The sequence below is a fragment of the Candidatus Dadabacteria bacterium genome (assembly GCA_009837205.1).
Lineage (GTDB): Bacteria > Desulfobacterota_D > UBA1144 > Nemesobacterales > Nemesobacteraceae > Nemesobacter.
Genome location: VXTZ01000026.1, coordinates 66,936 through 92,664, shown reverse-complemented (window position 1 = coordinate 92,664; position 25,729 = coordinate 66,936). Strand labels below are relative to the sequence as shown.

The window sequence follows — 25,729 nt, the reverse complement described above, 5'->3', positions numbered from 1 at the left end:
AAAGCGGAATTTGCCGAATAACAGTATGTTTGGAAAACTCTTCGTAGTCTCTACCCCGATAGGAAATCTTGAAGACATAACTTTGCGGGCTGTAAACGTTCTTAAGGATTGCGACGTTATAGCGTGCGAGGATACGAGAAACACAAAAAAACTCCTTACCCGGTACGGGATCGAAACCCCTCTCACTAGCTATCATGAACATAATGAAGTTGAAAAATCGCCCAAGCTGCTTGAAAGACTCAAAGACGGCAAAGACGTGGCGCTGGTTTCCGATGCCGGAACTCCTTCGGTTTCCGACCCTGGGTGGAGGCTTGTAAATCTCTCAATTGAAAACAATATAGAAGTAGTTCCCATACCCGGTCCTTCGGCTGTCCTCTCTGCACTTGTTGTTTCGGGACTTCCCACAGACAGTTTTCTTTTTCTCGGTTTTTTCCCGAAGACCATAGGCAAGAAGAAAGAGCTTTTAAAGGACGTAAAATCCTACCCATACACCATGGTTTTTTACGAGTCCGCCAGAAGACTTTCACGCACCTTGAGTCTTATGCTGGAAATTCTCGGCGACAGGAATATCTGCATTGCTAGGGAAATGACAAAACTTTACGAAGAGGTAATCCGGGGATCAGTTTCGGAGGTGGTATCGATTCTTTCAAAGAAAGAATCGATTAAGGGGGAAGTGACAATTGTTTTAGAGGGCAACGGGGAAGGGCGAGGAGAGATCTCAATAGAAGAAGTGCAAAGGACGCTTCGCGCAATGAAAGAGAGCGGGACCGCTCTCAGTGATGCAGTACGCACGGTCTGCGAATCCTCTGGGGCGTTGAAGAACAGCGTATACAGGATCGCCCTCGAAATCTGGGAAGAATAGAGCTACTATTCTTTTGAACGCTTATCGGCTATTGAACCGCCTACCTTCACCTGCTTTTCCATCTTTGATTTCTTGCCCACGGCCTCAGCCTGAATATTCGACTTGCATGACTCGCATATGAAATCGGGAGAAGGCTTGCCACATACGGTACACTTTTTTTCTTTGCTCATAACCCGTCCTCCTGTACCGGGAAAAGAAGCTTCATATTTCGATGATAACATGTTTTTGGGCTGAGGTGTATCCTGGGTTGCGATTATCCAAGAGGGGACACTTCTTTTTCGTACCACTTCGTGCTTTGCTCGTAAGCGTACGCAACGTTGAGCACTGTCTGCTCGTCGAATGGCTTTCCCATTATCTGAAGCCCTATCGGAAGCTTTTCTGAACTGAATCCGCAGGGGACTGATATTCCGGGGAGTCCTGCTATGTTGCAGGGAATGGTAAATATGTCGGATAGGTACATTTTAAGGGGATCGTCTGCTTTTTCGCCTATTCTGAAAGCGGTTTCAGGAGAAGTGGCGCTCGCTATCACGTCAACTTTTTCCCAGGCGCTGTCAAAATCCCTTATTATAAGGGTTCTTACCTTCTGGGCTTTCAGGTAATAGGCGTCATAGTAGCCTGTGGAAAGGGCGTAGGTTCCAAGCATTATTCTTCTCTTCACTTCGTCTCCGAACCCTTCCGAGCGGCTTCTGAAAAACAGATCTCTCAGGGTTTCCGCATTTTCACAGCGGTATGTGTATCTTACTCCGTCGTACCTTGCTAGGTTCGAACTTGCTTCCGAAGGGGCTATTATATAGTAGGTTGAGACCGTATAGCGGGAGTGAGGAAGCGAAATCTCCACAATTTCCGCTCCCATGGTTTCAAGTTCGGCGATAGCTTTGCGGACGGATTCTTCCACTTCGGGATCCATCCCCGAGATGAAGTATTCCTTCGGTATGCCGACCCGTAGCCCCTTTATGTCCGTATTGAGCGCGCTTGCGTAATCAGCGGTCGGAAGGTTTACGGATGTTGAATCCATCGGGTCATGGCCTGCTATGGAGGAGAGGATTATGGCTGCGTCCTCAACGGTTTTCGCAAGCGGTCCCGCCTGATCGAGGGAAGAAGCGAATGCAATCATGCCGTAGCGGCTTACCCTTCCGTAGGTGGGTTTCATTCCCACTACTCCGCAGAGGGAGCCGGGCTGCCTTATGGAACCCCCGGTGTCTGTTCCGACTGACGCGACGCACAGATTTGCCGCTGTGGCGGCGGCGCTTCCTCCGCTTGATCCTCCCGGAACCCTGTCGGTGTCCCAGGGGTTTCTTACCGGTCCGAAGTAAGATGTTTCGTTTGAAGATCCCATGGCGAACTCGTCCATGTTGTTTTTCCCGAGTACTACGGAACCGCTCGCCATGAGTTTTTCGGCCACGGTGGAATTGTAGGGAGCGATGAAATCCCGCAGCATTTTCGAGCCGCAGGTGGTACGCGAGTCCTTTGTCACGAAAATATCCTTAAGCGCTATCGGGACCCCATGGAGAGGTCCCAGATAGTTTCCTTCGGATATCTCTTTTTCCGCCTCTCTGGCGGCCTCCAAGGCCGCTTCTTTCCAGACGGTGATGTAAGAGTTTATTTTTGCGTCCTCGGAGGATATGCGCTCGAGAAAAAGTTCGGCGAGTTCCACCGGGGAGGCCTCTTTTCTCTCTATTAACGCGGCTGCTTCCTTTATGGTTCTTGGAATGGACATTGGGTCAGCTCTGGTCCTCTATGACTTTTGGAACCGTGAAGAAATCGTTTTCTTTGCTGGGTGCGTTGCTAAGGGCGTCTTCAGCAGTTATTAGCTGATTTACCTCGTCTTTTCGGAAAGGAGTTGAGAGTTCAAGCACATGCGATGTGGGCTCCACGTTTTTCGTGTCAAGCTCGGCAAGCTCATCTATATGGATGAGGATGTCCCCGAGCTGACGGGTGAACTTCGAAAGCGTCTCGTCATCAAACTCGAGCCTTGCAAGCTCGGCCGTGTTAAGCACATCTTCTTTGGATATTTTCATTGTTAGAGTCCTGCGTTAGCTTCCCGCCTAGGAATTTTCTAAAGGCTCTCTGGAGTCCCGCGGATAATACTCTCAGCAAAATCGACTATCTGCGATTCAAGCTTTACCCCGCTGAAAAAGTTTATTTCCTGAACGCATGTCGGGCTAGTGGTGTTGACTTCGGTCAGATACCCTCCGACTATGTCGATTCCGACCAGATAGAGCCGGTCCTCTAAGAGTTTCTGTCTGAGGCCGTCGCATATTTCCAGGTCCCTTTCCGTAAGAGTGGTTTTCTCGGGATATCCTCCGGAGTGGAAATTGCTTCTGAATTCTCCCTTTGCGGCTACCCTCATCACGGCTCCTATGGGCTGGCCGTTTAGAATTATAACCCTTTTGTCTCCTTGCGAAACCTCTTTTATGAATTTCTGGGCCATCACGTAGGTCCGCCCGAAGTCGGTTATGCTCTCGAGTATCACGTTGAGATTAGGGTCATCGGCCCTTACGAGAAAAATTCCCTCCCCGCCGTAGCCGTCAAGCGGTTTTACCACAATCTCGTTGCCGGTCTCATAGAGAAATTCCTTCAGTTTTTCTATGTCTTTTGAAACCAGAGTAGGGGGGATGTAGTCGGCGAAATTAAGGCTGTACATCTTCTCGTTAGATTCCCGTATACCGGCCGGGTGGTTTATCACGTGCGTTTCGGACTCGTCAACCCTGTTTAGTATGTAGGTCGAGTAGATATAGTCCATGTTGAAGGGGGGATCTTTTCTCATCCATACGATGTCGAAGTCATCAAGCGGAGAAGTTCCCGTTAATCCCTTTGAGTAGTAATCACTCTTTCTCTCGAGACGAAGCTTGGTTGAATCCGCCCATGCCTCGGAGTCCTTTACGAAAAGATCCTTGAGTTCGCAGTAGCGAATTTCGTGCCCTCTTGCCTGGCATTCGAGCATTATGACGAAAGTGGTGTCCTTGTTTATGTTTATGGACTCGATCGGGTCCATCACGAAAAGCATTTTCGACATGATGATAATTTATACGAAGTAGGAGAATTATAAAGAACTCGTTTGAACGGGGAACTGACAGTACGCTCTATATGAATTGGGATGACAGGACAGTCCTGTAGAACTACGCCGTTCTTGATAAGTGGTTGAAGGGGCGATTGTAAATCTATTGTAGAGAACCGGCTTCCGACCAGCCTGTCAGTCATCGGCCCTGAGGATTATGTATGTCTTTTCGTTGATGGGCAGACTTCATGCTTCGGATCCCACCAAAGCAATTTAAAGACGTCACGGTCACGAATCCCTATAATTCTCTCTTTGCTACCTATTGCCAAGGAAAAAACCTCATCCACATCGCTTAGCTTCTTGTCAGAAAGACGTTTTTGGGCCTGTGTTGAAAGATCTCCTGTTGGAATAGAATGGTGCCTGTGGGATTCAATTTCTGCCCAAGTCATAGTTTCAAAATTGCTGAGTCGTGGCTTTAGCACATCATTCAGAACGGAGACCGAACATTTTGACCACCCGAAAGGACCGCCCATATCCAGAATAGAAAAAGACCATCTTATTTTGTGCCCTTGAAACGACTCCTGAACGCCGGTTTGAATTTGTGGGGATTTTTTGGGATCAGGATTCGCTTTTCTCTTCGGACGTTTTCGACCGTTGCGTTTTTTGACCATGCATCTATGTCCACCTATCAGAGAGAACCGTAATATTCCGCCATGGATGCCAGCGTTATTTCCTCACTTCCCCGCTGCCCTCTCGGCAGGGACCTGCGAGCTTTTTGCCATGGGCGTTCCTGATGGGTGAGATCCGACAGCCATTGTGAAGATTTCTCGCCGTAATATTCCAAAACAGCATCAATGGTCTCAATATCTGATTGGGAAAGAATTGAAGGATTGCCTCCGACGCTTTCCAACATATATTCACCTCTGTGGGCGTAATACAGGTCGACAACTACAGGACCATGAGCCCAAGCTTCTATCCTGTTTTTATAAATGGGCCTGTCTTCCCATACCAATGACCAAGCTTGGCAGTAATAGACCAACTTCTGCAATTTCATGGCAGGGATTGGTTTTTTCTTCTGAAGTATATACTCGGCTACATCTAATACAGTGGTCTGCATGGCTGTGTCACCTAGAATATTAATTCCACATATCCGGTCGTATTTCGTTTCAGAAAACTACACTAAAGAATAAGGATTGCAACCTGTTTTTTCTGAGGTCCACTTCTCAATCTCAATAACGACGGGGATTCGTAGTATACACTTCTCACATTCTTGGAGAGTGTGAAAAGCGTTTTGGTGATGACTGCGAGAAACGTTTTTACTGCGTCAATTAACTTGAAACTCGCGCACTCGGAATTCAGTCGTAATATGCAGTCACCGGTTATAACAGAAACGATCATCTGTTACGGCTTATGCGAACAGATTTAAACTTCACCCTGCTTTCGTCAATGGCGAACAAGTCAGGTCGATCAGCCAGAAAGTTGTCATCTGTTCCTAACGGCTCGATCTCGTCATACAGAGTCAGCCAAGACTTGCGTACTGGTTCCAAGATCAGTTTTTCGCCGATTTTCCGCACGGTCAGCTCCTTTACGCCTTCATAGGCGAAATCTTTCGGTATGCGGATAGCTTGGCTACGGCCGCTCTTAAAAATTTTTACGATGTGCATGGCCATCTCATTTGTTGCAATCCTTCCTTGTGAGTCAAGATTTCCCTTTCTCCATCTCTTTTACAAAATCAATATATAGGCGTGACGGAATTTGGAAAGTCAGGCAAGTATTTTTTCAAGTACTGCAGCCGCACCTGGAAACTTGATGGTGAATGACGAATGATTCGTTTCCGGAGACAGTTAGCCAGCAATCCTAGAGTGGAACACAGCCACGTTTTCTTCTTCGAGCCTTAGGCATTGCCGAAGAAGAAACAATCCGTCCGGATGTTTTTTTATTGCGACTGTGTATGCTTCCAATTCGCTCTTGTAGAAGCCCTCTACATCTTCTTCATAGATAACCACGAATTTCCCATGGTGCTCCCGGGCAAATTTTTCCTGGTGCTTCCTGAAATATGCAAGTGGTTTTTCTAACGGCATTTGTAACTCCCCGTCCCCATGTCTGCAGAGATATATTTTACAAGGACATGAATGACTGTATTTAACAGAACTCAGCTTACAGACCAACTGGCTTTCTTGGTACCTGAACCTATATCCGGCTAAGTATTGCTACGGGCTTTTTGCTGTGCTCATGTTCGGTATTCATTCCTTCTCCGTCCGCTGCGACCGGTAGAACTCAACATTGATCCGGTCTTCGCCCTTGCGTGCCTGCACCAGGTCGTAAGTGGTCTGGCGACGTAGCCAGAACTCGGCATTGGACCATCCCGCCTTCTCAAGCCTGATAGCCATCTCCAGTGAAATTGCCACATGGCCGTTCAGTATGCGCGAAAGCGTGTGACGAGCAACACCCAAAATTTTTGCCGCTTCGGTAACGTTCAACCCAAGTGGGGCTAGGCAGTTTTCCCTGATGCTGCGGTCGGGATGCGGCGGACTGTTTATCGTCATATTGCTGCCTCTTTCTAGCGGTAGTCAATCAAGTCAACGTTGTAGACATCGCCAAAGCGGAATATGATATTACTCTCATTGAATCATCCAGTTTAACTTGCCACGGCTGCTTGTCATTCACTGAATTACCTTCGCAACTTCTCCGACGGGTAAATGTTTGCCTACATTTAATCCCTTACAAGCTTGCGCTGATCACCACCTCTTACTTAAAGGATGCTTTTGTTTTTCGTAACAACCTTAACCTCCTCTCCTGTATAGTTGAAAGCAAGGAACCATAGTAAGCAGGATTAAAAGCAGGTTTAAAATAGTGTTTTGCGACATGGCTTGAGTTTCCGCAATAGTACATCCACCACCACTGCCCCCGCCACTTGATTGCCCTGGTGTATCAGGAGCAGGTGTAGATTCTGGCTCTGTTTCTCCTCCAGAACTAGTGAGGCAATCTTCAAGAACTTCTAATCGGTCAGGGGAAATATCTCCTACAACCCACAACATGTCCAAAAGCACCCCAAGCGTGAAGTCAGCATGCTCTACACCATCGACTGAAGGCTTCATTAAGTCTTTAGAAGTTTGAACAAAGTGTGAGATAGAACTCCCTGGCTCGTAAGGTCTAGGCGCATAGAGTTGAGGTCGGCCTTCTTTATCTACGGCAGATGGGTAATAATCCATTAAAGCTTCGCCCATAAGCTGTCCACAACTAGTATCAAATAGGCCTCCTAGCGTCCCATCCCATGAGAGACCATCTACTGAGGTAATAGCGTTCCGCCTTTCAGACTGCGAAAGATTTACAAGCAAGTCTTCTTCACTTTCTGAGTATAGATTTATGTCGTAATAAGAAAACACAGGAACCAGACTGCCACCCAGTTCCGTTAATGCAATAAAACTACCATCCTCTCGAAATGAATCGTAAAACCCCAGACCATGGAATAGTTCATGCGCTGCTACTAGAACAAAATTGACGTAATTAAAAGGCGTGGTTTCTGTTCCAAAATAAAATGGAGCTCTTTCATTGAATTTTATTAGAATATCTGGATTATTTCCGTTAAATCCTTGTCCCGTAATATGTTCAGCAAGCGCTAAAGGCACTCCCACAACCCCCGGCTCGTTGAGTAAAGGAACCGAACACTGTGGTGGTGTTTGAAAAAAAGATGATGCTGAACAAACTGGTAACCCAGGAACTAGTCCTAAAAAAACATGATCTGCTGGGAGAGCTCCACCAAGAACTATACCTCTTGAGCTTGGCGCTCCTAAATCATCAAACGACGCCTGTATTACAACTCCTTCATTGTTGTTAGTTGAAATATTTTCTTCTAGAATATCAAGAGCAGCTTCGAATGCGTTTCTTCTTACTTCTCCGACGGTTGTACCGATAATATTGCCCTGGGCAAGCTGATCAGTCATATGGGTTTCATCATAAAACCCTGTACCTGGAGCATCAGCGTATATTGCTCTAAATGTTGTTGCCACACTCTCCTGAACCGGGAGGAATACGGCCATAATGAAGAAAAAGGATAGAGTGAAAATCCATTTGTTAGCGATGTGTAACATGAGGTTTGCCCCCCTTATCAAAATGTACTTCGGTCTCTGTCCTCCATGAATCAGGAACATTTTCAAAGACCATAATTTCTTTCCCGTCTTCGAGCACGACTTTCTTTTTTGTAAGGATTATTGGATTTCCATCAACCGTGTCAGGCTGGAACTGGGGTTCTTGCTTAACCGGTCGATGTTCCGGCTGCTTAAGAGACTTATTTTTAATGGAAACCTGAGGCTTATCCTTCTGCACCGATTCCGACACTTTATTGGAAAGAGAGGGGGTGGAATTCAAATCGGATGGAATAATGTGTGAATTAGATTGTTTAGCATCGTTCTTCGTGCCGTAATAGAACAATCCCAATACTACTGCAACGGCTAAAACAGAAAATCCATAAATCAGGCGGTGTTTCCTCATGAATTAATACCTCCAGTAAGCTGATCTCCGACACACGTGGGTGCCGGGCCTTGCTTACAACCAAAGAGATTTGGACGTTCTGCTTATTTCCCTGGAATCGGGTTTTATATTCACAGAGACCCGACGTAGCGGGACCTCTTCAGTTGTAAGCGATTGAAATTATATTTTAGAAAAAAGAGAAAGTAAAGCGTCTAAGATATCAAAACGGTATGGGGAATTGTTATGATTACAACCTTACGAGACATATCAATACCAAAGCGGGCTTGATGTAGAACGGTTGAACCGTAAATAATTTTCAGCAAAAACCTTACGGTTTCTCCTTGCTGAAACCCCTTACCTGAAAAATGACAGCAGTTCCGCGGAGGTCTCCCGGGGTTTTTCCTCCGGGACAAAGTGGCCGCAGTCAAGCGGTTTTCCCGAAACGCTGAGCGCTTTTTCCCTCCATACGCTAAGCACGTCATAGGTTCTGTGAATGAACCCCTTTCCGCCCCAGAGGGCAAGAAGTGGACACGTTATCCTGGCGTCCATATCTTCTTCATCATGGACAATATCTATGGAGGCCGCGGCCCTGTAGTCTTCGCAGCTTGCATGGATTGCGCGCGGATCGCTGAAACAGCGAACATACTCTTTTACGGCCTCGGGATGAAATCCCGCACCTGAGGCGCTCCAGCGTCTGAGCTTCTCAAGAAGATAGTATTCCGGGTCAGCCCCTATCATTCTCTCAGGAAGTCCGTCGGGCTGGATAAGAAAAAACCAGTGATAGTAACCCGTGGAGAAGTGCTTGTCGGCGGTTGTGAACGTATGGTGGGTGGGGGCGATGTCCATGACGCAGGCCTTTAGGACTTTTTCAGGGTGATCGAGACACATGCGGTGAAGCACCCTGCCTCCCCTATCGTGTCCCGCGACGTAGAACTCGGAGAACTCCAGGGTTTCCATCACCGATACCATGTCCGCGGCCATTGCCCTTTTTGAATAGTTTGAGTGATCTTCTTTGCCGGCAGGCTTGGAACTGTCTCCGTAACCCCGTAGATCGGGGCATACGACCAGAAAATTCGAGGCGAGCGTACGCGCTACCTCGTGCCACATAACGTGCGTCTGCGGGTAGCCGTGCAGGAGAAGCAGGGGCTGTCCCTTTCCTCCCCAGACGGTGTTTATCTCGACTTCCGGAGTCTGGATTTTCTGCTTTCTGAAGTTTTTGCCGAACATGTTTTCGTGTATTCTAACCGAATGTAATCGCTTTCTTAAAAACCGCGGGAGTGAAAATCATGATTGAATACAAGGGTTATGTTGCGACGGTTGAATTTGATGATTCCGTAGGGCGTTTTCATGGAAGAGTTGTCAACAGCGGCAGTTATCCGATCGCTACCTTTGAGGCGACAGGCCTTGAAGGGATTCAAAAAGAGTTTCGCCATTCGATTGACGAGTATATTGCTTCATGTAAAGAAGACGGGTCAGAACTCGTAAAGCCTTTGCGGGTCGCAACTTAAAGCGGTGCGGTAAGAACAACAGAGACTGGTTCTTCAGCTAAAAATGTCTAACGCGGCACAAGTAGTCAGAATGATTTCCGATGACTTCTACGGCAATCACCTCGATCTGTCCGAAAGAGGTATAGAGCCCCATGACCTGTGGTCACAGATGCCGGAGGTGAAACTTGCTGAAGAGATGCGTGATTCCGGCAAATCCGAGCGCACCGTGCGGCTGTTTCTTACTTTCGTTTCCGCAATGGACCGTATGCGAGAGGCAGACAGTCTCTGGAAATCGGCAGCGGAACTTTTCATGTCATGCCCGGAACTATTCGAGCCCGCCGAGGTGGTAAAAATTCCCCTGGAGACCCTCAAATCACGTTTGTCTAAGAGCAGGGTAAGCAGGTATCACACGCAGGACTCAGAAGCTTGGCACGTTATCTCCGCCAGTCTTGCTGTAGGCGATAGTCCGATCCGCCGCGTAATAGACAGTGGCCTTGGAGACTCTTTGGAATTGCTGAAAGCGCTTAGGAGCAGGGACGAGACGGGCCGCTCCAGATTTCCGCTTCTTCGCGGTCCGAAGATAGGAGCCATGTGGGTTCGGATAATGGCGAATCCGGGCGGAGCTGAAATAAAGAGCATAGAAAAGGTCCCCGTAGCGGTGGATGTTCAGGTTCGCCGCGCGGCGGAGAATCTGGGAATCACGGACACGCAAGTACTTAAGCTTAGAGAAGCAAAACCGATAATACAGAGCGTCTGCCGCGAAGCGGTCGCCGAGGCCAAGATAGGGGGACCGGACCGGATTGCGGGAACAAGCGCGGCGCTTGATCCGGTGCTTTGGTTCTACGGCAAATATGGTTGCAGCTATTGCGAAAAATCAAGCAGACAAGTGCCTATAGGCAAAGCTTGTGAGCACTGTAGGCTTTAGCGGGGTGTTCTGTTCCCATGCACCGTAAAGGCGACTTGATAAAAGACCTTGAAATACTCTATTCCGCAAAACCTACTCCTGTAAGAGAAGCTTTTCGTATTCAGAAAGAGCTTTCCCGAAGGGTTGTACAAACTCCTGATCCGAAGCCTATTAGCACGATTGCCGACGCCGATATCGCTATCTGCGTCAAGGAGAGAAAACTTGTCTGCGGAATGATTCTTTTTTCCTATCCTGAGCTGGAGGAGATCGAAAGGGTATGGGCTGTCTCGGATGAAGTATTTCCCTATGTTCCCGGGCTTCTGGGCTTCAGGGAGGCGCCTTGCGTCATAAGGACTTTCGACAAGCTTCGTGAGCACTGTGACATGATTATGGTAGACGGACACGGACTTGCTCATCCAAGGGGCTTCGGGCTTGCCTGTCATGTCGGAGTTTTGCTCGATATTCCGGCGATAGGCGTCGCAAAGAAATGTCTTTACGGGACTTTCAGCGAACCGGGTCCTAAGAAGGGCGAAAGAGAGTTAATAAGAGGCAGGGACCGTGAGGTCATTGGCGCAGCTTTGAGAACCAGAGACGGCGTTAAACCGGTTTTCGTGTCTACTGGGAACAGAACTGATCTCTATACCGCTATTGTGGTTGCCCTTGAGTGCTCGCGCAGTCTTAGGATTCCCGAACCTACAAGGCTTGCAGACAAGTATGTAGGGTTGCTTAAAAGAGAGGTGTGTGGATAAATTGACCGCATGCCCCTAAGTGGACACGTGAACCGATACCGTTTCTGCGATGATTAGTTCTCATCAAAGTGACGCGGGTAATGAGAGTATCCGGTCGGTTAAACTCATATCGTTCTAGGGAGGAAGAGAATATGCAGGAACAGAAGATAAAGGCCCCTTCGGATATATATGCCCATCTGTACAAGTTACTCAACGCAAAAATGAAAGAGGAAAGACTTGAAGGACTTGATGAGAAAGCGGAACTTACCTTGCGGACGATAGAATTTCTTGAGAGACATCTGGAAAGAGAAGAAATGAGGTAATACGTTAGGGAACGAAAACTAGATGAGCAGTTCTGCGGACCAGCGTATCGTGAATTTCAATAGATCTATTGAATCTTGGAATGCTAGATATCTGTGGCTCCTGAACGACTATGCAACCTGAGTACTTACGCTGAAAAATCTTCCATCATCTCGATGAAGTTTCTGAAAAGATAAGAGGAGTCATGCGGCCCCGGAGAGGCTTCGGGGTGATACTGGACGCAGGAGAGGGGGTAGTCCTTGTGTTTCAGTCCCTCGACGGTCTGGTCGTTCAGATTTATGTGAGAGACGGCGACATTGCTTTTAAGCGAATCGGGGTCCACGGCGAAGCCGTGATTCTGCGAAGTTATCTCCACTTTTCCTGTCGCAAGGTTCTTGACCGGCTGGTTTCCTCCGCGATGCCCGAATTTTAGCTTGAAGGTCTTTCCTCCAAGCGCGAGACCCAATATCTGGTGTCCGAGGCAGATCCCGAAAATGGGTTTTTTCCCGATAAGTTTTCTTACATTCTTCGAAGCGTATTTAACCGCGGCCGGGTCCCCGGGTCCGTTTGAGAGAAAAATCCCGTCGGGGTCAAAAGCCAGTATGTCCTTGGAGTCCGTTTTCGACGGAAAAACCGTTGTTTCACATCCAAGATCGCGAAGCTCTCTGAGTATGTTTCTCTTTATTCCGAAGTCGTAGACGGCGACTTTGAATTTTCTGGAGGGTTCGGAGTTTTTGTCCCTGCTGTGGCGCCACTTTCCCGTTCCCTCGTCCCATGCGTAAGGCTGCGCGCAGCTTACTTCCGTTACTAGGTCACGTCCGACTATTCCCGGCGAGGAGTCGACTTTCTCGGCAAGAGCCTCGGGGCTTGTCTCGACGGTTGATATAATTCCCTTTATCGCTCCACCGATTCGTATGATCCTCGTAAGTTCCCTGGTGTCGATTCCCTGTATGCCGGGTATTCCATGTCTTGAGAGGAAACTGTCTAGGCTCTCTTTCGATCTCCAGTTGCTCGGGTGATCCCAGTATTCCTTTACCACGAAACCGCTTAGGTGAGGTTTCTCTGATTCGAAATCCTCGGGGTTGATTCCGTAGTTGCCTATCTCTGGGTAGGTCATTACGATTATCTGACCGTTATAGGAAGGATCCGTGAGTATTTCCTGGTAACCCGTTAAGGATGTATTGAAAACAACTTCGCCGGTCGCCTCTCCCTGGGCTCCGAAGCTTGTGCCTTCAAATACTTTTCCGCCTTCAAGCGCGAGATATGCTTTTTTCATTGTTCAGGGGGTTAAAATATATACGCTTGTGGTAATGTCAAATGTTCTCTTGCCGCCAAGATTAACGTGGCGGGGTCTAAAGTGTTCCCGGTCAGAACTCGGACTGTTTACCATTGCAGTGAATTTTTCGAGGGGGAGGGGATAAAAACGGAAGGGTATTGTCCCCTATCCATCCCCGCTCGTGCTAAACTCTCTTGTTTGACAGAGAAAATAGGGGTGTGTAGAATCTCGCGCCAAGAGCAGATTAGCCTACCAATTCGCTGGGATACGCAGCATGCCTGGCTATCCGGGTAGAAATAAAGCCAGAGAGGATGTCCAATGATAAAAACTATAAAAAGAAGTGGGAGAAGGTGTAAAATATTTTCGGTCTTAATCTTCTTTCTTTTTAGCAGTGCCTGTGCAACTTCGCCAAAAGATATAGCTCCAGCTCATGTTTCTCCTTACAGATATGGGAAATACAATTGTGAAGAGATAGCAATGGAAATGGAGATGGTGGGCCAGAGAACTACAACGCTATATGCAAGTTTGAAAAAACGAGCTTCTTCCGATAAGAAGAAAGGATGGCTTGGGGCACTTCTGTTCTGGCCAGCCCTTCTTTTAATAAAAGGTGATAGTCCCGAAGCTGCTGAATACTCTCAATTGAGAGGAGAGTACAAAGCATTGGAAATAGCCGCTACTAAGAAAAAATGTATGCTCCCTGAAATTAAATCTCCCGAGCAAATTGTCGAAGAAGCTCACGAGCGAGATAAAAAGGAAGCTGAAGAGGAAGCTGGGAAAGAATGAAAAGAGCGGAAATTCCCACTGACAGCCTAATTTAGCCTGATTGTAGAGTTGTGGAAGATTCTCTCAAGGGTCGCATTCGCAAGAGTGTTGTTCCCTATGATACCGTAGCACTCGCTCACCGGAAGCTGGCTTATCATCGCAGTAGAATTCTCTCCGTAACGGTCATCCGTCATTTCTATTAGATTGTATTTTTGAGATGTGTTCATCTTCTCAGGTTCCCAGCAATCTATGATAAGAAGCCTAGGAAGTTTCTTGCAGCTTTCGTCGGCCTTGACTGATCAATAGCGAGAAACAGTCTTGTGGCAGCAACCCGATCTGTTCCAATTAGCAAATTCTGTTGTATTATTTCTGGTCTTAAGGAGCGACTGCATCCGGAAGCTTGCCGCTTTTGATGTAGCGCGAAAGTACCGATATGAACTGGGATCTTACTTCTTATTTCACCGAATTTCAGGGAGTTGAATATAGAGAGTTCAAAGAGAATCTCTCAGGAGGCATAAAGAGTCTCGACGAGAAGGCCTCGGCTTCTGAACCTCTTTGCGGGGAAAATCTGGCGTTCTGGAAGGATGTCTTCCTGGAAACCGAGAGGCTGATAAGCCAATATTCCCATATACGTTCCTACGTGGGATGTCTAAGCGCTTCGGATTCCAACAGGGAGGATTATCTGCGCGAGGAAGCGGCGATTTCCCTTCTCGGTTCGGATCTCGAGAAGCTTGAGGTCCAGCTGCAAAGAGCGCTTCGGGGTGCAGACGAAGATCTGCTTTACGAGTTTGTCTCTTTCCCGGATATCGAGTCGGCTTCCTATTACGTTAGGCGCGTTTGGCGAAATTCCCGGTTCATAATGTCCGCTCCGAAGGAAATTCTGGCCTCGGAGCTCGGAGTCGACGGGATAAGCGCCTGGGGGCGGATCTACGATACCGTATCCTCAAAGATGACGTTCGAGATGGCTTACCCCGACGGGACGAAGAAAAGGCTTCCCATGTCCCAGAGAAGATCGCTTATGGAAAGTCCCGACAGGGAGATAAGAAAAGCCGCTTTTTCCGGGGGCAACGAGGCCTGGGGGAATTTTGAAGACGTGGCCGCCGGTGCCATAAACGCCATATCGGGAACCAGGCACACGCTCTACAGGCACAGGGAAATCGATCATTTCCTCGACGTAGCGCTCTTTGACGCGGCGATATCGAGACAGACTCTGGATTCCATGATGGAGGCAATACGGGAGACGGTCGAACTTCCAAGGAACATCCTTAGACTCAAGGCCGAGACGCTGGGGCTCGACGGGATATCGTGGTACGACCTAGGGGCCCCAATGAATCTTGGCAAAACGGGCGGGGTTGACTGGAGCGGTGCGAAATCCATGGTTTCCGATTCCTTCTCGGCCGCCTACGGCCGCCTCGGCGGGTTTTTTGACCATATATGCCGCAGCGAGTGGATAGACTGGGAAGTAAGGGAAGGAAAAAGACCCGGGGGATTCTGCACGGGTTCTCTTCTCACCGGGGAGTCAAGGATATTCATGACTTATAACGGCGGGGTAGGCGACATACTCACCCTTGCTCACGAGGCGGGCCATGCCTTTCATTCTCACGTGATGAGGGAACTTCGTCCCTATGCACAGTTCTACCCCATGACGCTTGCCGAAACCGCCTCAACTTTCGGGGAAATGCTGCTTGCCGAAGGGCTGCTGCGAGATCCTTCAACGAGTGTTGAGGACAAGGTGCTTGTGAGGGATGCGGAAGTAAACCACGGGGCCATATATCTTCTGGACATCCCCGTCAGGTATGAGTTCGAAAGAAAACTCTACGAACGGCGCGCCGAAGGGGAACTGACCGTGAGCGAGCTAAAGGAACTTATGACCGAGACCCAGAAGGAGATTTTCGGAGACGTGCTTTTGGAATGCGATCCGTTTTTCTGGGCTTCAAAGCTTCATTTTTACATAACGGGCGTCAGTTTCTATAATTTCCCCTACACTTTCGGTTACCTGCTGAGCAGGGCGCTCTTCGAGAAATTCAGGCAGCATGGGGAGGAATTTATTCCGGTTTACGAAGAGTTTCTCGCTCTCACCGGTTCAGACGATGCGGAAGGGGCGGTGAAAAGGTCAATCGGGGACGATATAACGAACAAAGATTTTTGGAAAGAGGCCATTGTTACCCTATCACGGCCGCTCGAGGAACTTAAAGAACTTCTCCCCTCGGTTGCTACATAAGATTCCCGATAACCCTTTCCACGGGGGAGAGCGACTTAACCAGTATGTCAACTACTATGCCTAGCATTATGAGAAGCATGTAGATGATTGAAGCCGAGAAAGCCTTTCCGTAACCACGGTTGGCGAAAACGCTTCTTACCACCAGGTAGTTAAAGTATATTCCAGCTACCGCGGCGAAAGCCGCGAAATAGACGGTGTTTGTTCCCGTGAGCCAGAGGATGAAAGTCAGGGGTATCAGGGACAGGGAATAGATGAGTATCAGCATGTTGGTGTACTTCGTGCCCAAGGCTACGGGAAGAACGTTTATCCCGGCTTTTTCATAATCCTTTCTGTATTTTTGTGCGAGCACCCAGAAGTGGGGAGGCTGCCAGAGCATCATGAATATGAATACTGTCATCGCGTCGAGTTGCAGAGCGGGTTTTATGGCGGTGTAGCCTATAAGCACGGGAAGGGCGCCCGGCACTCCCCCGAGCACGGTACCGAAAGGGGAAGTTCTTTTAAGGAAGAGGGTGTAAATAAGGGTGTAGCTTAGAATTGCGAGGAGAATAAGTGCCGCGTTTACATAATTGAAGTAAGAAAGCGAGATGAAGAGAGCAACGGCCATCATGAGTATCGAGATTACCCACGCATTTTTGTCTCCAAGAACTCTCAGGGCCTCCACCCTTTTGTTAAGACGGGTCATCTGCTTGTCGATTTTCTTGTCGAGCAGGTTATTCAGAATTGCCGCTCCACCGGCGCTAAGAAGAAGGGAGACAACGCACAGAAAAACCGTCTGTAACGAGGGAAAGACCCGGTTGGCCACCACCATTCCCGCAAGGCCCGTAAACGCCACGCTCATTATTATTCCGGGCTTGGAGAGGATAACGGCGGAAACCGCCATGTTTCCCATTGATTTTTTCTGCGCTTCACTCATTGCTAAAAAGTTTTTTCGGCGACGGTGTCTTTACTTATATACCCGAACCAAGTGAGAAGGCAGAGAGAAAGTATCAGAAGACCGATTGCGAGATGAACGGCGGTGACGTAAAAGAGAAGCTTTGAGGTTACGACCACAATTCCAAGTCCGATCTGAAGGAAAAGCAGGGCGACTGCTCGAGACATGTTTTTTCGGGCTTCCCTGAATCTTTCGGATTTTCTGGAGAGAATCAGCACGAAGATAAATACCAACGTGAGCAGGTAAGCGACCGTCCTGTGCGCAAAGTGAGCCAGCACCTTGCCTGAGAGTTCTGGCGGAATCCAGTAGCCTAGACACGTGGGAAAATCAGGGCACGCAAGCCCCGCCTCCAGATGCCTTACGTAAGCTCCCAGAGAAGCCTGGATAAATACAAGCAGAAAAAGCGCGAAAAAAAGTCCGGCCGGACCCGAGAAACGGAAATCGGGCTTTTTAATCACGCCGTCGAAATACACCATATAAAGGGTGATAGAGAAGATTATAATGGCGTTTGTGAAATGAATAGTAGTCAGGTTCACTGGAAGCTTGGCAAGAACCACTATTCCTCCAAGCACAATCTGAAACAGAAGAAGCAGGACTACGAGCAGCGGAAGTATCCTGTAATTTTTTCTGTACGTGCGGAACCTCCTGTAACAGAGGATGAAAAGTACTATGGATGTTATGCCTCCAATTACGCGGTGGGAGAATTCGACGTATATATCCCACCTGAAAGGCGGAATTATCTCTCCGTGGCAAAGCGGCCAGTCGGGACAGGCGAGTCCGGCCTTGAGTCCCGATACCGCGTTTCCCCATATGAGAAGTATGAACAGAAGCCCTAGAGCAGTTTTTGCGAGCATGCCTGTTTTTGTATGGCTACTTTATTACCGGCACCCTTGTGAAGGTTTCCATTATGGTGAACCCGATGAGAAGGAAAAGCAGGAAGAGGGGATATAAGGCGTATATCCACGTAAGCTTGTCTTCAAACTTAAGATGCATGAAATAAAGGGCGACGATCGATGCTTTTATCGACGCTATCAACATAGCGACAACGATATTGAAGTCCCCGAAATCGAACTTCGCGACGTAAACCGTAACTGCCGTCAGGACGAACAGTGCAAGGCATACAGCTGCGTATACCCGAAGGCCGGTGTGATGTTCCTCAGTGTGATCGTGTGTGCTCATTTTCTCTCTCCGTCTACCCGATTAGATACAATAGCGGGAATAGGTATATCCAGATCAGGTCAACCAAGTGCCAGTAAAGCCCTCCGACCTCAACCGGGGTATATCTGTTTCCTTCTTTAAATCTTCCCTGCTTGGCCATTATTATCAGGGCGAAAATTATGCCCATTCCCACAAACACGTGGAGCATGTGAAGTCCGGTCATCATGAAGTAAAGGGCGAAGAATATGTTCGTATCGGGAAATATATCGTGGTGAAACTTGGCGCTGTACTCAAAGTACTTGTTTACCCCGAAAGCCGCTCCGCATATGAAAGTTACGGAAAGCAGTATCATCAGCCACTTTCTGTTTCTTTTCTGCGAGGCCGACACCGCCAGAGCCATTGTGAAACTGCTGAAGATTAGCACTATGGTGTTTACGGCGCCCAGAGTCACGTCCAGTTTCTTGTGCGATTCGTAAAAAAGATCCGGGAACTTGGCCCTGAAAAGCGCGTACGCCGCGAAGAGTCCCCCGAAAAGAAGAATTTCCGTTCCGAGGAAAAGCCACATCCCGAATTTAGCCGCGTTGTGGGTTACGGCGTCTCCGAGCCCGTGTCCGTGCGCGTGGCTTTCGGCGTGTTCTACTGTGCTGCTCATTTTTTTGCGTTAGCCTCCGATCTATTTTTTCCCGTAAGAGTAAGTCCAGTCAGTTACAGTTGGTATTTCGTCAAAATTCTCATGTGGCGGCGGGGAAGGAACCTGCCACTCAAGAGAAAGGGAGCCGTAGGGATTTGACGATTCGGGCCGTCCTTTTTTCCAGAGCGGTATAAGCAGGTTCACGGTCATTATTAAAATCCCGAGCCCAAGTATCCATGATCCGTAGGTCGAAAGGGCATGATAGGATATGTACTCTTCTGGATAGGTCGCATACCTTCTGGGCATCCCCTGGAAACCCATGAAAAACTGCGGGAAAAACGTTACGTTGAATCCTACGAAAACCAGGAACCACGCGACTTTTGCGATCAGTTCATTGAACACCTTTCCGAACCATTTCTGATACCAGAAGTGAAGGGCCCCGAAAAATCCCATCACGGTTCCTCCTATCATGACATAGTGCATGTGAGCTACTATGAAGTACGTGTCGTGCAGATGCACGTCAACGGCCAAGGCCCCCAGATAAACTCCGGTCAGTCCTCCGACCGTGAAAAGCACTATGAAAGACAGCGCGTATAACATGGATGAGTGAAAGTCTATTGATCCCTTGTACAGGGTTGCGGTCCAGTTAAACACCTTTACGGCCGTTGGTATGGCGACAAGCATGGTCAGAAATGAGAATATTGCAGCTGCCGTTTCCGATATGCCGCTTACGAACATGTGGTGCAGCCAGACGAAGAAGCTTATTATTGCAATTGCGAAGCTTGAGTACGCGATTGCCTTGTATCCGAAAATAGGTTTTCTCGCGAAGACGGGGATTATCTCCGAGATAATCCCGAAGGCGGGAATAACCATTATGTAGACGGCGGGGTGGGAGTAGAACCAGAAGAAGTTCTGGAACAGTATTGGGTCCCCTCCCTTGGCCGGATCAAAAAAGCCTATGTCAAACGCCCTCTCCGCTATCAGGAGAAGAAGCGTGATTCCCACAACCGGCGTTGCGAGCAGCTGCAGTATGGCAGTTGCGTAGGATGCCCATATGAAAAGCGGCAGTCTTGACCACGTCATTCCAGGCGCTCGAAGCTTGTGGATGGTCACTATGAAGTTCATTCCGGTGAGAATCGATGAGAACCCGAGGACGAAGACTCCCAAGGTTATCATTATTACCTTGGTGCCCGTCTGAATGCTGTAGGGAGTGTAGAATGTCCAGCCCGTGTCAGCCGGTTGGGCAAGCGCGGAAAGCAGTATTGCCGTTCCGACAAGATATATCCAGAAACTCAGCAGGTTTATTCTGGGAAACGCCACGTCCCTGGCCCCGATCATTAGCGGGATCAGGAAATTGCCGAAACTCGCCGCGATTCCCGGGACGATGAAGAAGAAAACCATCAGGGAACCGTGAAGCGTGAACGCTACATTGTACTCCGTTGCGGTTCTGAAGAAGTCAAGCTCGGGAGTCATAAGCTCGTATCTCATTCCCAGGGCCGCTAGGCCGGCAATCATGAAGAAAAACGAGATCGTAACGAGATAAAGGATCCCGATGCGTTTGTGATCCGTTGTCAAAATCCACGACTTTAAACCTTTCTGGGCTAAATACGGTATATGCTGGGTTTGAGTCATGACTCCGTTTGCCATCTTTTTCTCCTTGATATTGCTACTTCAACGTCTTTATATACTCGATAAGGGCGGTTACTTCATCCTCAGACAGTATACCTTTGAACGAAGGCATCGTTGGCGGGTAGCCCTCTACCATTTTTGCCTGGGGTTCATAAATTGATTCTCTGATATAGTTCTCGTCTACAAGAACCGATGAACCGTCTGCAAGTTTTTCTGTTTTCCCGTAAAGATTTTTGAAAGTTGGCCCTATGACTTCCTTGCCGTCTACGCTGTGGCACGCAAGGCAGCCCCTCTGGGAATGCAGTTCTTTTCCTCTCTCCGCCGGGGACACGCTGATTGCCGCCAGAGCGGCCCCGTCTTCAAGTTCGTCTCCTTTTTCCCATCTTGCGAATGCTTCTGGGCTCAGGACTTTTACTGTCGCAAGCATTTGCGAGTGCCCGGAACCACAGTATTCCGCGCACAGAAGATCAAAGGTGCCGACCTTGGTCGGGGTGAACCAGAGCTGCTGGTAGCTGCCCGGAAGAATATCCTGTTTTACTCGGAACTGCGGAACGAAGAAGCTGTGAATAACGTCCTCTGATCTCATTATGAGCCTTACGGGCTTGTTCTGCTGCACGAAGAGTTCATTCAGCGATTTTTTTCCGGTGAAATACTCGAATTCCCAAAGCCACTGCTTTGCCACGACGTTAACTTCGATCGCTTCTGGAGGCGGATTGCGAAGTTCCTTGAAAGCTATCCATCCCCATGCGAAGATGACCATGAGCAGTATGGTCGGGATTATGGTCCAGATGGTTTCAATGACCGGGTTGTGAGTTATGTAGGCGGTTTCCTGATCCTCGCTTTTCCGCCTGTACTTGATTGAGAAGGCTACTAGTACGGCCGAAATCAGGACGAAGAAAAATACTGATACGATTGTTACGAACAGGGTTATGTTATCAACGCTTGCTGCGAGATTTGAAGCTGATTCCGGTATCCAGGTGGACATTTATGATTTACAACCTCCGCAATAATTAATGGGTTTTTCTTTCTCTTCTCCACATCAGGCAGAGAAACGCTACGAGAACCGTAAGGGTTACCATTCCTCCCGCCTTGACGACGTTAAGAGCGGCAAGCGCATATCTTTTCCCCACAGGGTCAAACTGATAACAGAACATAAGCACTTTATTAAGCAGTTCCGAGGAGCCTATCTTTCCCTCGGAAGCCTCTATTAGAGATAACTTGAAGTTACGGGGATCATACTGAACTCCGTAGAGGTATCGCGAGATTGTCCCATCCGGCGTGAGTATGACTATTCCCGAAGGGTGGGCGAACTCCTCGCCGTCTTTTTTGAAACGGAATCCCACTGAATCGGTAAGCCTCAGTATGTTTTCTGCAGTCGCTGTTAGAAAGTGCCAGTTTTTGGCCTCTTCAGCCCCGCCCGCAAGCGCTTTTTTGTATCTTGCGGATTTCTCGCTGATAACATCAAGGGGTTCTTCCGGGTCAAAGCTTACGGTCACCACGGTGTAGTCCTTCCCCGGCCTGAAGGCATCCATCTGGTTTATGGCTTCCAGAACTCCGTCTGTCCCAAGAAGGCAGAGTCTTGGGCATGTGAAGTAGGCGAGACTCAGAACCACCGGTTTTTTTTGCCCGAAAAAAGAGGAAATACTTACCGCTTCTCCGCTTTCCCCGCGAAATTCAGTGTCAAGATCTATGGAAGACGCAAGTTTCTCATCAAAACCTATTTCTTCTACGTCGTTTACGTTAGAAAGCGCCTGAACGTCCGATGTGAAGAGAGCCGGAACCGTGCTTGAGAGATACATAACACTGAGAAAAATGAAGAACCTCCACATGAAAGGAGCCGTTTTTTGGCTGTTTTTTTAAATGAAAATAATTGTTTGGAGGACTCAGGGGAGAGGAATTTTCCCTTTCCCACGCCTCAAATAGGCGTAGATTCTATCTGATGTTAATTCTCTGTCAAGAATTCGTTTTCTTTACGCTTATTTGGGTTTTCGGGCTCTGTTTATTTTTTTCTCAGGCAAAGAACTATACCGATTCCGATGAAGGCAGTGAGGGTAGAGGAACCGCCGTAACTGATAAAGAAAAGAGGAGTACCGACGATCGGCATAAGTCCCGTTACCATAGCGATATTTATCACGGCGTGCCAGAAGAGCATGGCCGCAATTCCAAAGCATGCGATCATTGCAAAGCGGTCTTCTAGGGATGTTGCGATTCTAAGAATAAAAAGAATTATGGAGAAATACAGAAGAAGTATAAACACTGAACCCCGAAATCCCCATTCCTCGGAAATCACCGAAAATGCGAAATCCGTATGGTGTGCGGGAAGAAAATTCAAGTTGGACTGCGAACCCAGAGAAAAACCTTTTCCGTAACCCATGCCGGAACCTATGGCAACCTGGGACTGAATCGAGTTGTAGCTTACACCAAAAGGATCGGAGGAAGTGTCCATAAAGGAATATATTCTCTCCTTCTGGTAGTCCTTGATCAGAAGATGCCAGGTCGGCACGATGGATATCATCGCTATGATTATTATTCTAAGCAGTGCTTTTCTGCTGATTCCCATAAGCAAAATGATGCTTGAACCTATGAGAAGAATGGTAATTGCGGTTCCCATGTCGGGCTGGGCAATTACTGCTGCGGTGGGAACAAGCAAAAGAGCCAGAGGCTTGAGGAGTTCCACCGAATTGTAATTTTCCTTTGCGGCCACATCGTTTGCGTAGTAATTGGCAAGCACCATTATTATGCCGATTTTAATAAATTCGGAGGGTTGAACGGAGACCGGACCTATCTGGAACCAGCTTCTAGACCCCGATACCGTTTTTCCGAATACGAAAAGTAGCCCCAGCAACGCGAGGAAGAACAGGTAGAAAGTAACCGAGTGGGCTTCCAGCGTATGGGGTCTTAAGCGACTAATGACCGCCACAGTCAAAAGTCCCGCGAGAACCCATACGAGTTGTTTCTTGAATGCACCCAAGCCGGCCAACAGCGAGACGCTGTAGAGATTCATGAGCCCCGCTAAGCAAAGCAAAGCAGCCAGCAGCAACAGCCAGGAGTAGCTACTCAGATATGGCAATTCGAACTTCATCTCGTTCCTTCTTGAGTTTGAAATAGGTTTCAATGATTTCTTTTGCTATTGGGGCTGCGGCCACGCTTCCGCTCCCCCCGTTCTCAACGAGGACGGTTACGGATATCTCCGCCGAATCCGACGGTGCGTAGGATGTGAACCAAGCGTGGTCCTGAAACCGTTTTTCGGTCGACTCGAATTTTGCCGACACGACCTGAGCCGTACCCGTCTTCCCCGAAACGGACGTGATTTTTGATCTTGCGTAAATCCCGGTGCCTCGGTGTTCGTTTACGGCACCGTAAAGTGCTTTTTTCAGAAAAGATACTGATTTTGCGTTAAGGCGCCGACCTCCCTCGGTTATCCGCAGTGGTTTTTTTTCATCCGTTTTTCTTATCTTCGGTTTGACTATAATGCCTCCGTTTGCTATTGCTGAAGTCATAACACTTATCTGAAGAGGGGTTGTGGTAACGTATCCCTGACCTATTGCTAGGATTGCAGTTTCGCCTGGGTACCAAGGTTCTTTCAGATGCTTTCTTTTCCATGTCTTTGATGGGTTCACTCCCCGTTTCTCGGGCAGCGCTATGCCGGTTCTTTCTCCAAGCCCGAATTTTTTCATGTAGGGGTAAAGGCCGTCAACACCAAGCTTCTGGGAAAGTTTATAGAAGTATACGTCACACGATTCGACAATCGCTTTGTAGAGGTTTATATCCCCATGGCCTTCTTCGCGCCAGCAGTTAAAACGTTTCTTGTTTATGAAATAATGGCCCGGGCAGTATACGGACGACTTCGGATCAGCAGTTTTTTCCTCTAGCAACGCAAAGGCCGTGATTATTTTGAGTACTGACCCGGGCGGATAGGTTCCTTGGGTTGAGCGATTTAGAAGGGAAAAAGATTTTTTCTTTTTTGTTTTTCTTCTTTCCTTAGGGGAAAGCTCCTTCGAGATGTGCTCGGGACGATAGGATGGACGACTTACCATCGCCAGAATCTCTCCGCTTCTTACGTCCATTGCGACTATGGCCCCTTTCTCTTTACCCAAAGCTTCATAGGCGAACTGCTGCAGTTGCGCGTCAATGGTGAGGTGGATATCTTTTCCCTGGACCATTTCCCTGTTCTTGCGAGCTGGCAATAGTGTGGCAACAGAGTCTGAGATCACCTTTCCGTGTGCGTTTACCATGACGTATTCAAGACCGTTTGTTCCTCTGAGTTCACTGTCAAAGACCTTTTCGACACCCATTTTTCCGAGTTCGTTCCCCGCCTTGATCCGACCGTAGGTTCTTACCTCTTCTGCGTCGGCGATCCCCGTGTATCCCAGAAGAACGGCGGCTGCCTCTCCATGCGGATAGAATCTCTTGTGCCCCACTTCAAGAAATATGCCCTCTAGCCTTTCCTTGTTTTTTTCGACCAGAAGAAGCTCCTCTCTGCTTATGTCCTTGGCGATTGTAACGGGATAGAAGCTTTTGAGGGTTTCTATTTTCCGAAGTTTTTCCAGGAGTTCTTTCTCTGGAACGTTTATTATCTCCGCAAGTTTTTCCGCGAGCTCCTCGACATCCGTTATTTCTCTCGGAAATACTCGTATGTTAAAAGACGGTTTGTTATAGAGAATTTTTTCGCCGTTTCTATCGAAAATCCGTCCTCTGGGCGCAGGAAGTTCAAGTGCTCTCAGGATATTTCTTTCCGAAAAATTTCTGTATTCCTCGCCCTTGTATATCTGGAGGTAGAACAACCTCGCCGAGAAGACGACAAAAAACAGCACGATTAGGGATGAGGCTATTGTGAATCTATGTTTTAGGAATCCCATCCAGTTTCCTCAGAAGCATTATTATCGGAACGCCGACCACTGTATTAATGATAGCCTGATAAAAAGCTAGCTCAACACTGAGAAATGCCGCCTGTCCGCTGTCTTGTCTAAACAGAAGCAGTACCAGTAGCAGCAAGTGCATGAGCAGGGTTCCTATAAAAAGCGCCAGAGGTAGGAAAAAGAGGTTGTTGCGGTGGTAATTAAGATTGTGCATGCCCACTCGCAGAGCAAGAAACACGGCGAATCTTGTGATCGTATGGAGCCCCAAAGCTCCGGCCGAAAAAACATCCATTAAAAACCCGTTCAGCATGGCAAGTGTGAACAGATAAGGTATTTCGGTTCTGATTACCAAGCATATTATTAAGATCAGATTGAGATCGGGGGTGAACTTGCCCAGAGAAGATGTCGAGATTACCGACATCTGGATAATGATGAAAAGAAAAGAGCAGAGTAGATAGAAAAGAAAAGAGAAGTTTATTCTCATCATATTCCAACTGGGTCCAGTTGGGGAGA

Annotated in this window: 29 protein-coding genes; 6 read left to right on the top strand and 23 right to left on the bottom strand. The window is 48.1% G+C overall.

What is annotated here, in order from left to right:
- The first annotated feature begins 25 nt into the window (after positions 1-25).
- Positions 26-862, top strand: a complete 837-nt coding sequence (gene rsmI / locus F4Z13_06475; GenBank protein MXZ48871.1) for a 16S rRNA (cytidine(1402)-2'-O)-methyltransferase — start codon at positions 26-28, stop codon at positions 860-862.
- A 253-nt stretch (positions 863-1,115) separates the two neighbouring features.
- On the opposite strand, the gene gatA is transcribed toward rsmI, so the two are convergent.
- The 11 genes from gatA to F4Z13_06420 form a co-directional block, all read right to left on the bottom strand.
- Positions 1,116-2,579, bottom strand: a complete 1,464-nt coding sequence (gatA, locus tag F4Z13_06470) for an Asp-tRNA(Asn)/Glu-tRNA(Gln) amidotransferase subunit GatA (protein MXZ48870.1) — start codon at positions 2,577-2,579, stop codon at positions 1,116-1,118.
- Between the two features lie 4 nt (positions 2,580-2,583).
- Complete coding sequence (gene gatC, locus F4Z13_06465; GenBank protein ID MXZ48869.1) at positions 2,584-2,880, bottom strand: Asp-tRNA(Asn)/Glu-tRNA(Gln) amidotransferase subunit GatC; 297 nt, start codon at positions 2,878-2,880, stop codon at positions 2,584-2,586.
- Positions 2,881-2,918: 38 nt separating this feature from the next.
- Entirely contained in the window at positions 2,919-3,878 is a 960-nt protein-coding gene (gene gshB, locus F4Z13_06460) for a glutathione synthase (GenBank protein MXZ48868.1), read from the bottom strand.
- A gap of 197 nt (positions 3,879-4,075) precedes the next feature.
- Positions 4,076-4,531, bottom strand: coding sequence for a hypothetical protein (locus F4Z13_06455; GenBank protein MXZ48867.1), 456 nt, complete (start codon positions 4,529-4,531; stop codon positions 4,076-4,078).
- Between the two features lie 17 nt (positions 4,532-4,548).
- Positions 4,549-4,977, bottom strand: a complete 429-nt coding sequence (locus tag F4Z13_06450) for a DUF4065 domain-containing protein (protein MXZ48866.1) — start codon at positions 4,975-4,977, stop codon at positions 4,549-4,551.
- A gap of 277 nt (positions 4,978-5,254) precedes the next feature.
- Complete coding sequence (locus F4Z13_06445; GenBank protein MXZ48865.1) at positions 5,255-5,524, bottom strand: AbrB/MazE/SpoVT family DNA-binding domain-containing protein; 270 nt, start codon at positions 5,522-5,524, stop codon at positions 5,255-5,257.
- 180 nt (positions 5,525-5,704) lie between these two features.
- Positions 5,705-5,941 carry a hypothetical protein gene (locus F4Z13_06440; GenBank protein ID MXZ48864.1) on the bottom strand — a complete coding sequence of 79 codons (237 nt, stop codon included), beginning with the start codon at positions 5,939-5,941 and terminating at the stop codon, positions 5,705-5,707.
- 162 nt (positions 5,942-6,103) lie between these two features.
- Positions 6,104-6,406: a HigA family addiction module antidote protein gene (locus F4Z13_06435; GenBank protein ID MXZ48863.1), complete on the bottom strand. Its 303-nt coding sequence runs from the start codon at positions 6,404-6,406 to the stop codon at positions 6,104-6,106.
- 237 nt (positions 6,407-6,643) lie between these two features.
- Entirely contained in the window at positions 6,644-7,951 is a 1,308-nt protein-coding gene (locus F4Z13_06430; protein ID MXZ48862.1) for a hypothetical protein, read from the bottom strand.
- Entirely contained in the window at positions 7,935-8,351 is a 417-nt protein-coding gene (locus F4Z13_06425) for a hypothetical protein (protein ID MXZ48861.1), read from the bottom strand. The genes F4Z13_06430 and F4Z13_06425 overlap by 17 nt, the downstream gene beginning before the upstream one ends.
- Positions 8,352-8,684: 333 nt before the next feature.
- Positions 8,685-9,557, bottom strand: a complete 873-nt coding sequence (locus tag F4Z13_06420; protein ID MXZ48860.1) for an alpha/beta hydrolase — start codon at positions 9,555-9,557, stop codon at positions 8,685-8,687.
- A 59-nt stretch (positions 9,558-9,616) separates the two neighbouring features.
- On the opposite strand from F4Z13_06420, the gene F4Z13_06415 reads away from it, so the two are divergent.
- Genes F4Z13_06415 through F4Z13_06405 form a run of 3 tightly spaced genes read left to right on the top strand, consistent with a single transcriptional unit; the run spans position 9,617 to position 11,470 of the window.
- Complete coding sequence (locus F4Z13_06415; protein MXZ48859.1) at positions 9,617-9,838, top strand: hypothetical protein; 222 nt, start codon at positions 9,617-9,619, stop codon at positions 9,836-9,838.
- Between the two features lie 43 nt (positions 9,839-9,881).
- Entirely contained in the window at positions 9,882-10,742 is an 861-nt protein-coding gene (locus F4Z13_06410) for a hypothetical protein (GenBank protein ID MXZ48858.1), read from the top strand.
- Positions 10,743-10,759: 17 nt separating this feature from the next.
- Positions 10,760-11,470 carry an endonuclease V gene (locus tag F4Z13_06405; GenBank protein MXZ48857.1) on the top strand — a complete coding sequence of 237 codons (711 nt, stop codon included), beginning with the start codon at positions 10,760-10,762 and terminating at the stop codon, positions 11,468-11,470.
- Between the two features lie 427 nt (positions 11,471-11,897).
- Here F4Z13_06405 and carA read toward each other — a convergent pair whose 3' ends face one another.
- Positions 11,898-13,025, bottom strand: a complete 1,128-nt coding sequence (gene carA / locus F4Z13_06400) for a glutamine-hydrolyzing carbamoyl-phosphate synthase small subunit (protein ID MXZ48856.1) — start codon at positions 13,023-13,025, stop codon at positions 11,898-11,900.
- A gap of 318 nt (positions 13,026-13,343) precedes the next feature.
- Between carA and F4Z13_06395 the strand changes: the two genes are divergently transcribed.
- The gene (locus tag F4Z13_06395; GenBank protein ID MXZ48855.1) at positions 13,344-13,808 is read left to right on the top strand and encodes a metal ABC transporter ATP-binding protein; all 465 of its coding nucleotides are present in this window, start codon (positions 13,344-13,346) and stop codon (positions 13,806-13,808) included.
- A 26-nt stretch (positions 13,809-13,834) separates the two neighbouring features.
- Here F4Z13_06395 and F4Z13_06390 read toward each other — a convergent pair whose 3' ends face one another.
- Complete coding sequence (locus F4Z13_06390; protein MXZ48854.1) at positions 13,835-14,014, bottom strand: hypothetical protein; 180 nt, start codon at positions 14,012-14,014, stop codon at positions 13,835-13,837.
- Positions 14,015-14,220: 206 nt separating this feature from the next.
- Between F4Z13_06390 and F4Z13_06385 the strand changes: the two genes are divergently transcribed.
- Positions 14,221-16,008 (top strand): M3 family oligoendopeptidase, encoded by a 1,788-nt coding sequence (locus F4Z13_06385; GenBank protein ID MXZ48853.1) that lies wholly within the window; start codon positions 14,221-14,223, stop codon positions 16,006-16,008.
- Here F4Z13_06385 and cyoE read toward each other — a convergent pair.
- From cyoE to F4Z13_06335, 10 genes are all read right to left on the bottom strand, one after another.
- Positions 16,001-16,921, bottom strand: coding sequence for a protoheme IX farnesyltransferase (gene cyoE / locus F4Z13_06380; protein MXZ48852.1), 921 nt, complete (start codon positions 16,919-16,921; stop codon positions 16,001-16,003). The two genes, F4Z13_06385 and cyoE, sit on opposite strands and share 8 nt — an antisense overlap.
- A gap of 2 nt (positions 16,922-16,923) precedes the next feature.
- The gene (locus tag F4Z13_06375; protein MXZ48851.1) at positions 16,924-17,793 is read right to left on the bottom strand and encodes a heme A synthase; all 870 of its coding nucleotides are present in this window, start codon (positions 17,791-17,793) and stop codon (positions 16,924-16,926) included.
- A gap of 16 nt (positions 17,794-17,809) precedes the next feature.
- On the bottom strand, positions 17,810-18,118 hold the full coding sequence (locus tag F4Z13_06370; protein ID MXZ48850.1) for a hypothetical protein: 309 nt from the start codon (positions 18,116-18,118) through the stop codon (positions 17,810-17,812).
- 13 nt (positions 18,119-18,131) lie between these two features.
- Positions 18,132-18,749 (bottom strand): cytochrome c oxidase subunit 3 family protein, encoded by a 618-nt coding sequence (locus F4Z13_06365; GenBank protein ID MXZ48849.1) that lies wholly within the window; start codon positions 18,747-18,749, stop codon positions 18,132-18,134.
- A 21-nt stretch (positions 18,750-18,770) separates the two neighbouring features.
- Entirely contained in the window at positions 18,771-20,375 is a 1,605-nt protein-coding gene (locus F4Z13_06360; protein MXZ48848.1) for a cytochrome c oxidase subunit I, read from the bottom strand.
- A gap of 19 nt (positions 20,376-20,394) precedes the next feature.
- The gene (gene coxB, locus F4Z13_06355) at positions 20,395-21,342 is read right to left on the bottom strand and encodes a cytochrome c oxidase subunit II (protein MXZ48847.1); all 948 of its coding nucleotides are present in this window, start codon (positions 21,340-21,342) and stop codon (positions 20,395-20,397) included.
- A 25-nt stretch (positions 21,343-21,367) separates the two neighbouring features.
- Positions 21,368-22,186: an SCO family protein gene (locus F4Z13_06350; protein MXZ48846.1), complete on the bottom strand. Its 819-nt coding sequence runs from the start codon at positions 22,184-22,186 to the stop codon at positions 21,368-21,370.
- Between the two features lie 170 nt (positions 22,187-22,356).
- On the bottom strand, positions 22,357-23,439 hold the full coding sequence (gene rodA, locus F4Z13_06345; GenBank protein MXZ48845.1) for a rod shape-determining protein RodA: 1,083 nt from the start codon (positions 23,437-23,439) through the stop codon (positions 22,357-22,359).
- Positions 23,411-25,216 carry a penicillin-binding protein 2 gene (gene mrdA, locus F4Z13_06340; protein ID MXZ48844.1) on the bottom strand — a complete coding sequence of 602 codons (1,806 nt, stop codon included), beginning with the start codon at positions 25,214-25,216 and terminating at the stop codon, positions 23,411-23,413. The genes rodA and mrdA overlap by 29 nt, the downstream gene beginning before the upstream one ends.
- A complete protein-coding gene (locus tag F4Z13_06335) occupies positions 25,197-25,703 on the bottom strand; it encodes a hypothetical protein (GenBank protein ID MXZ48843.1) in 507 nt (168 codons plus the stop codon). Before F4Z13_06335 ends, mrdA begins: the two co-directional genes overlap by 20 nt.
- Positions 25,704-25,729 lie beyond the last annotated feature (26 nt).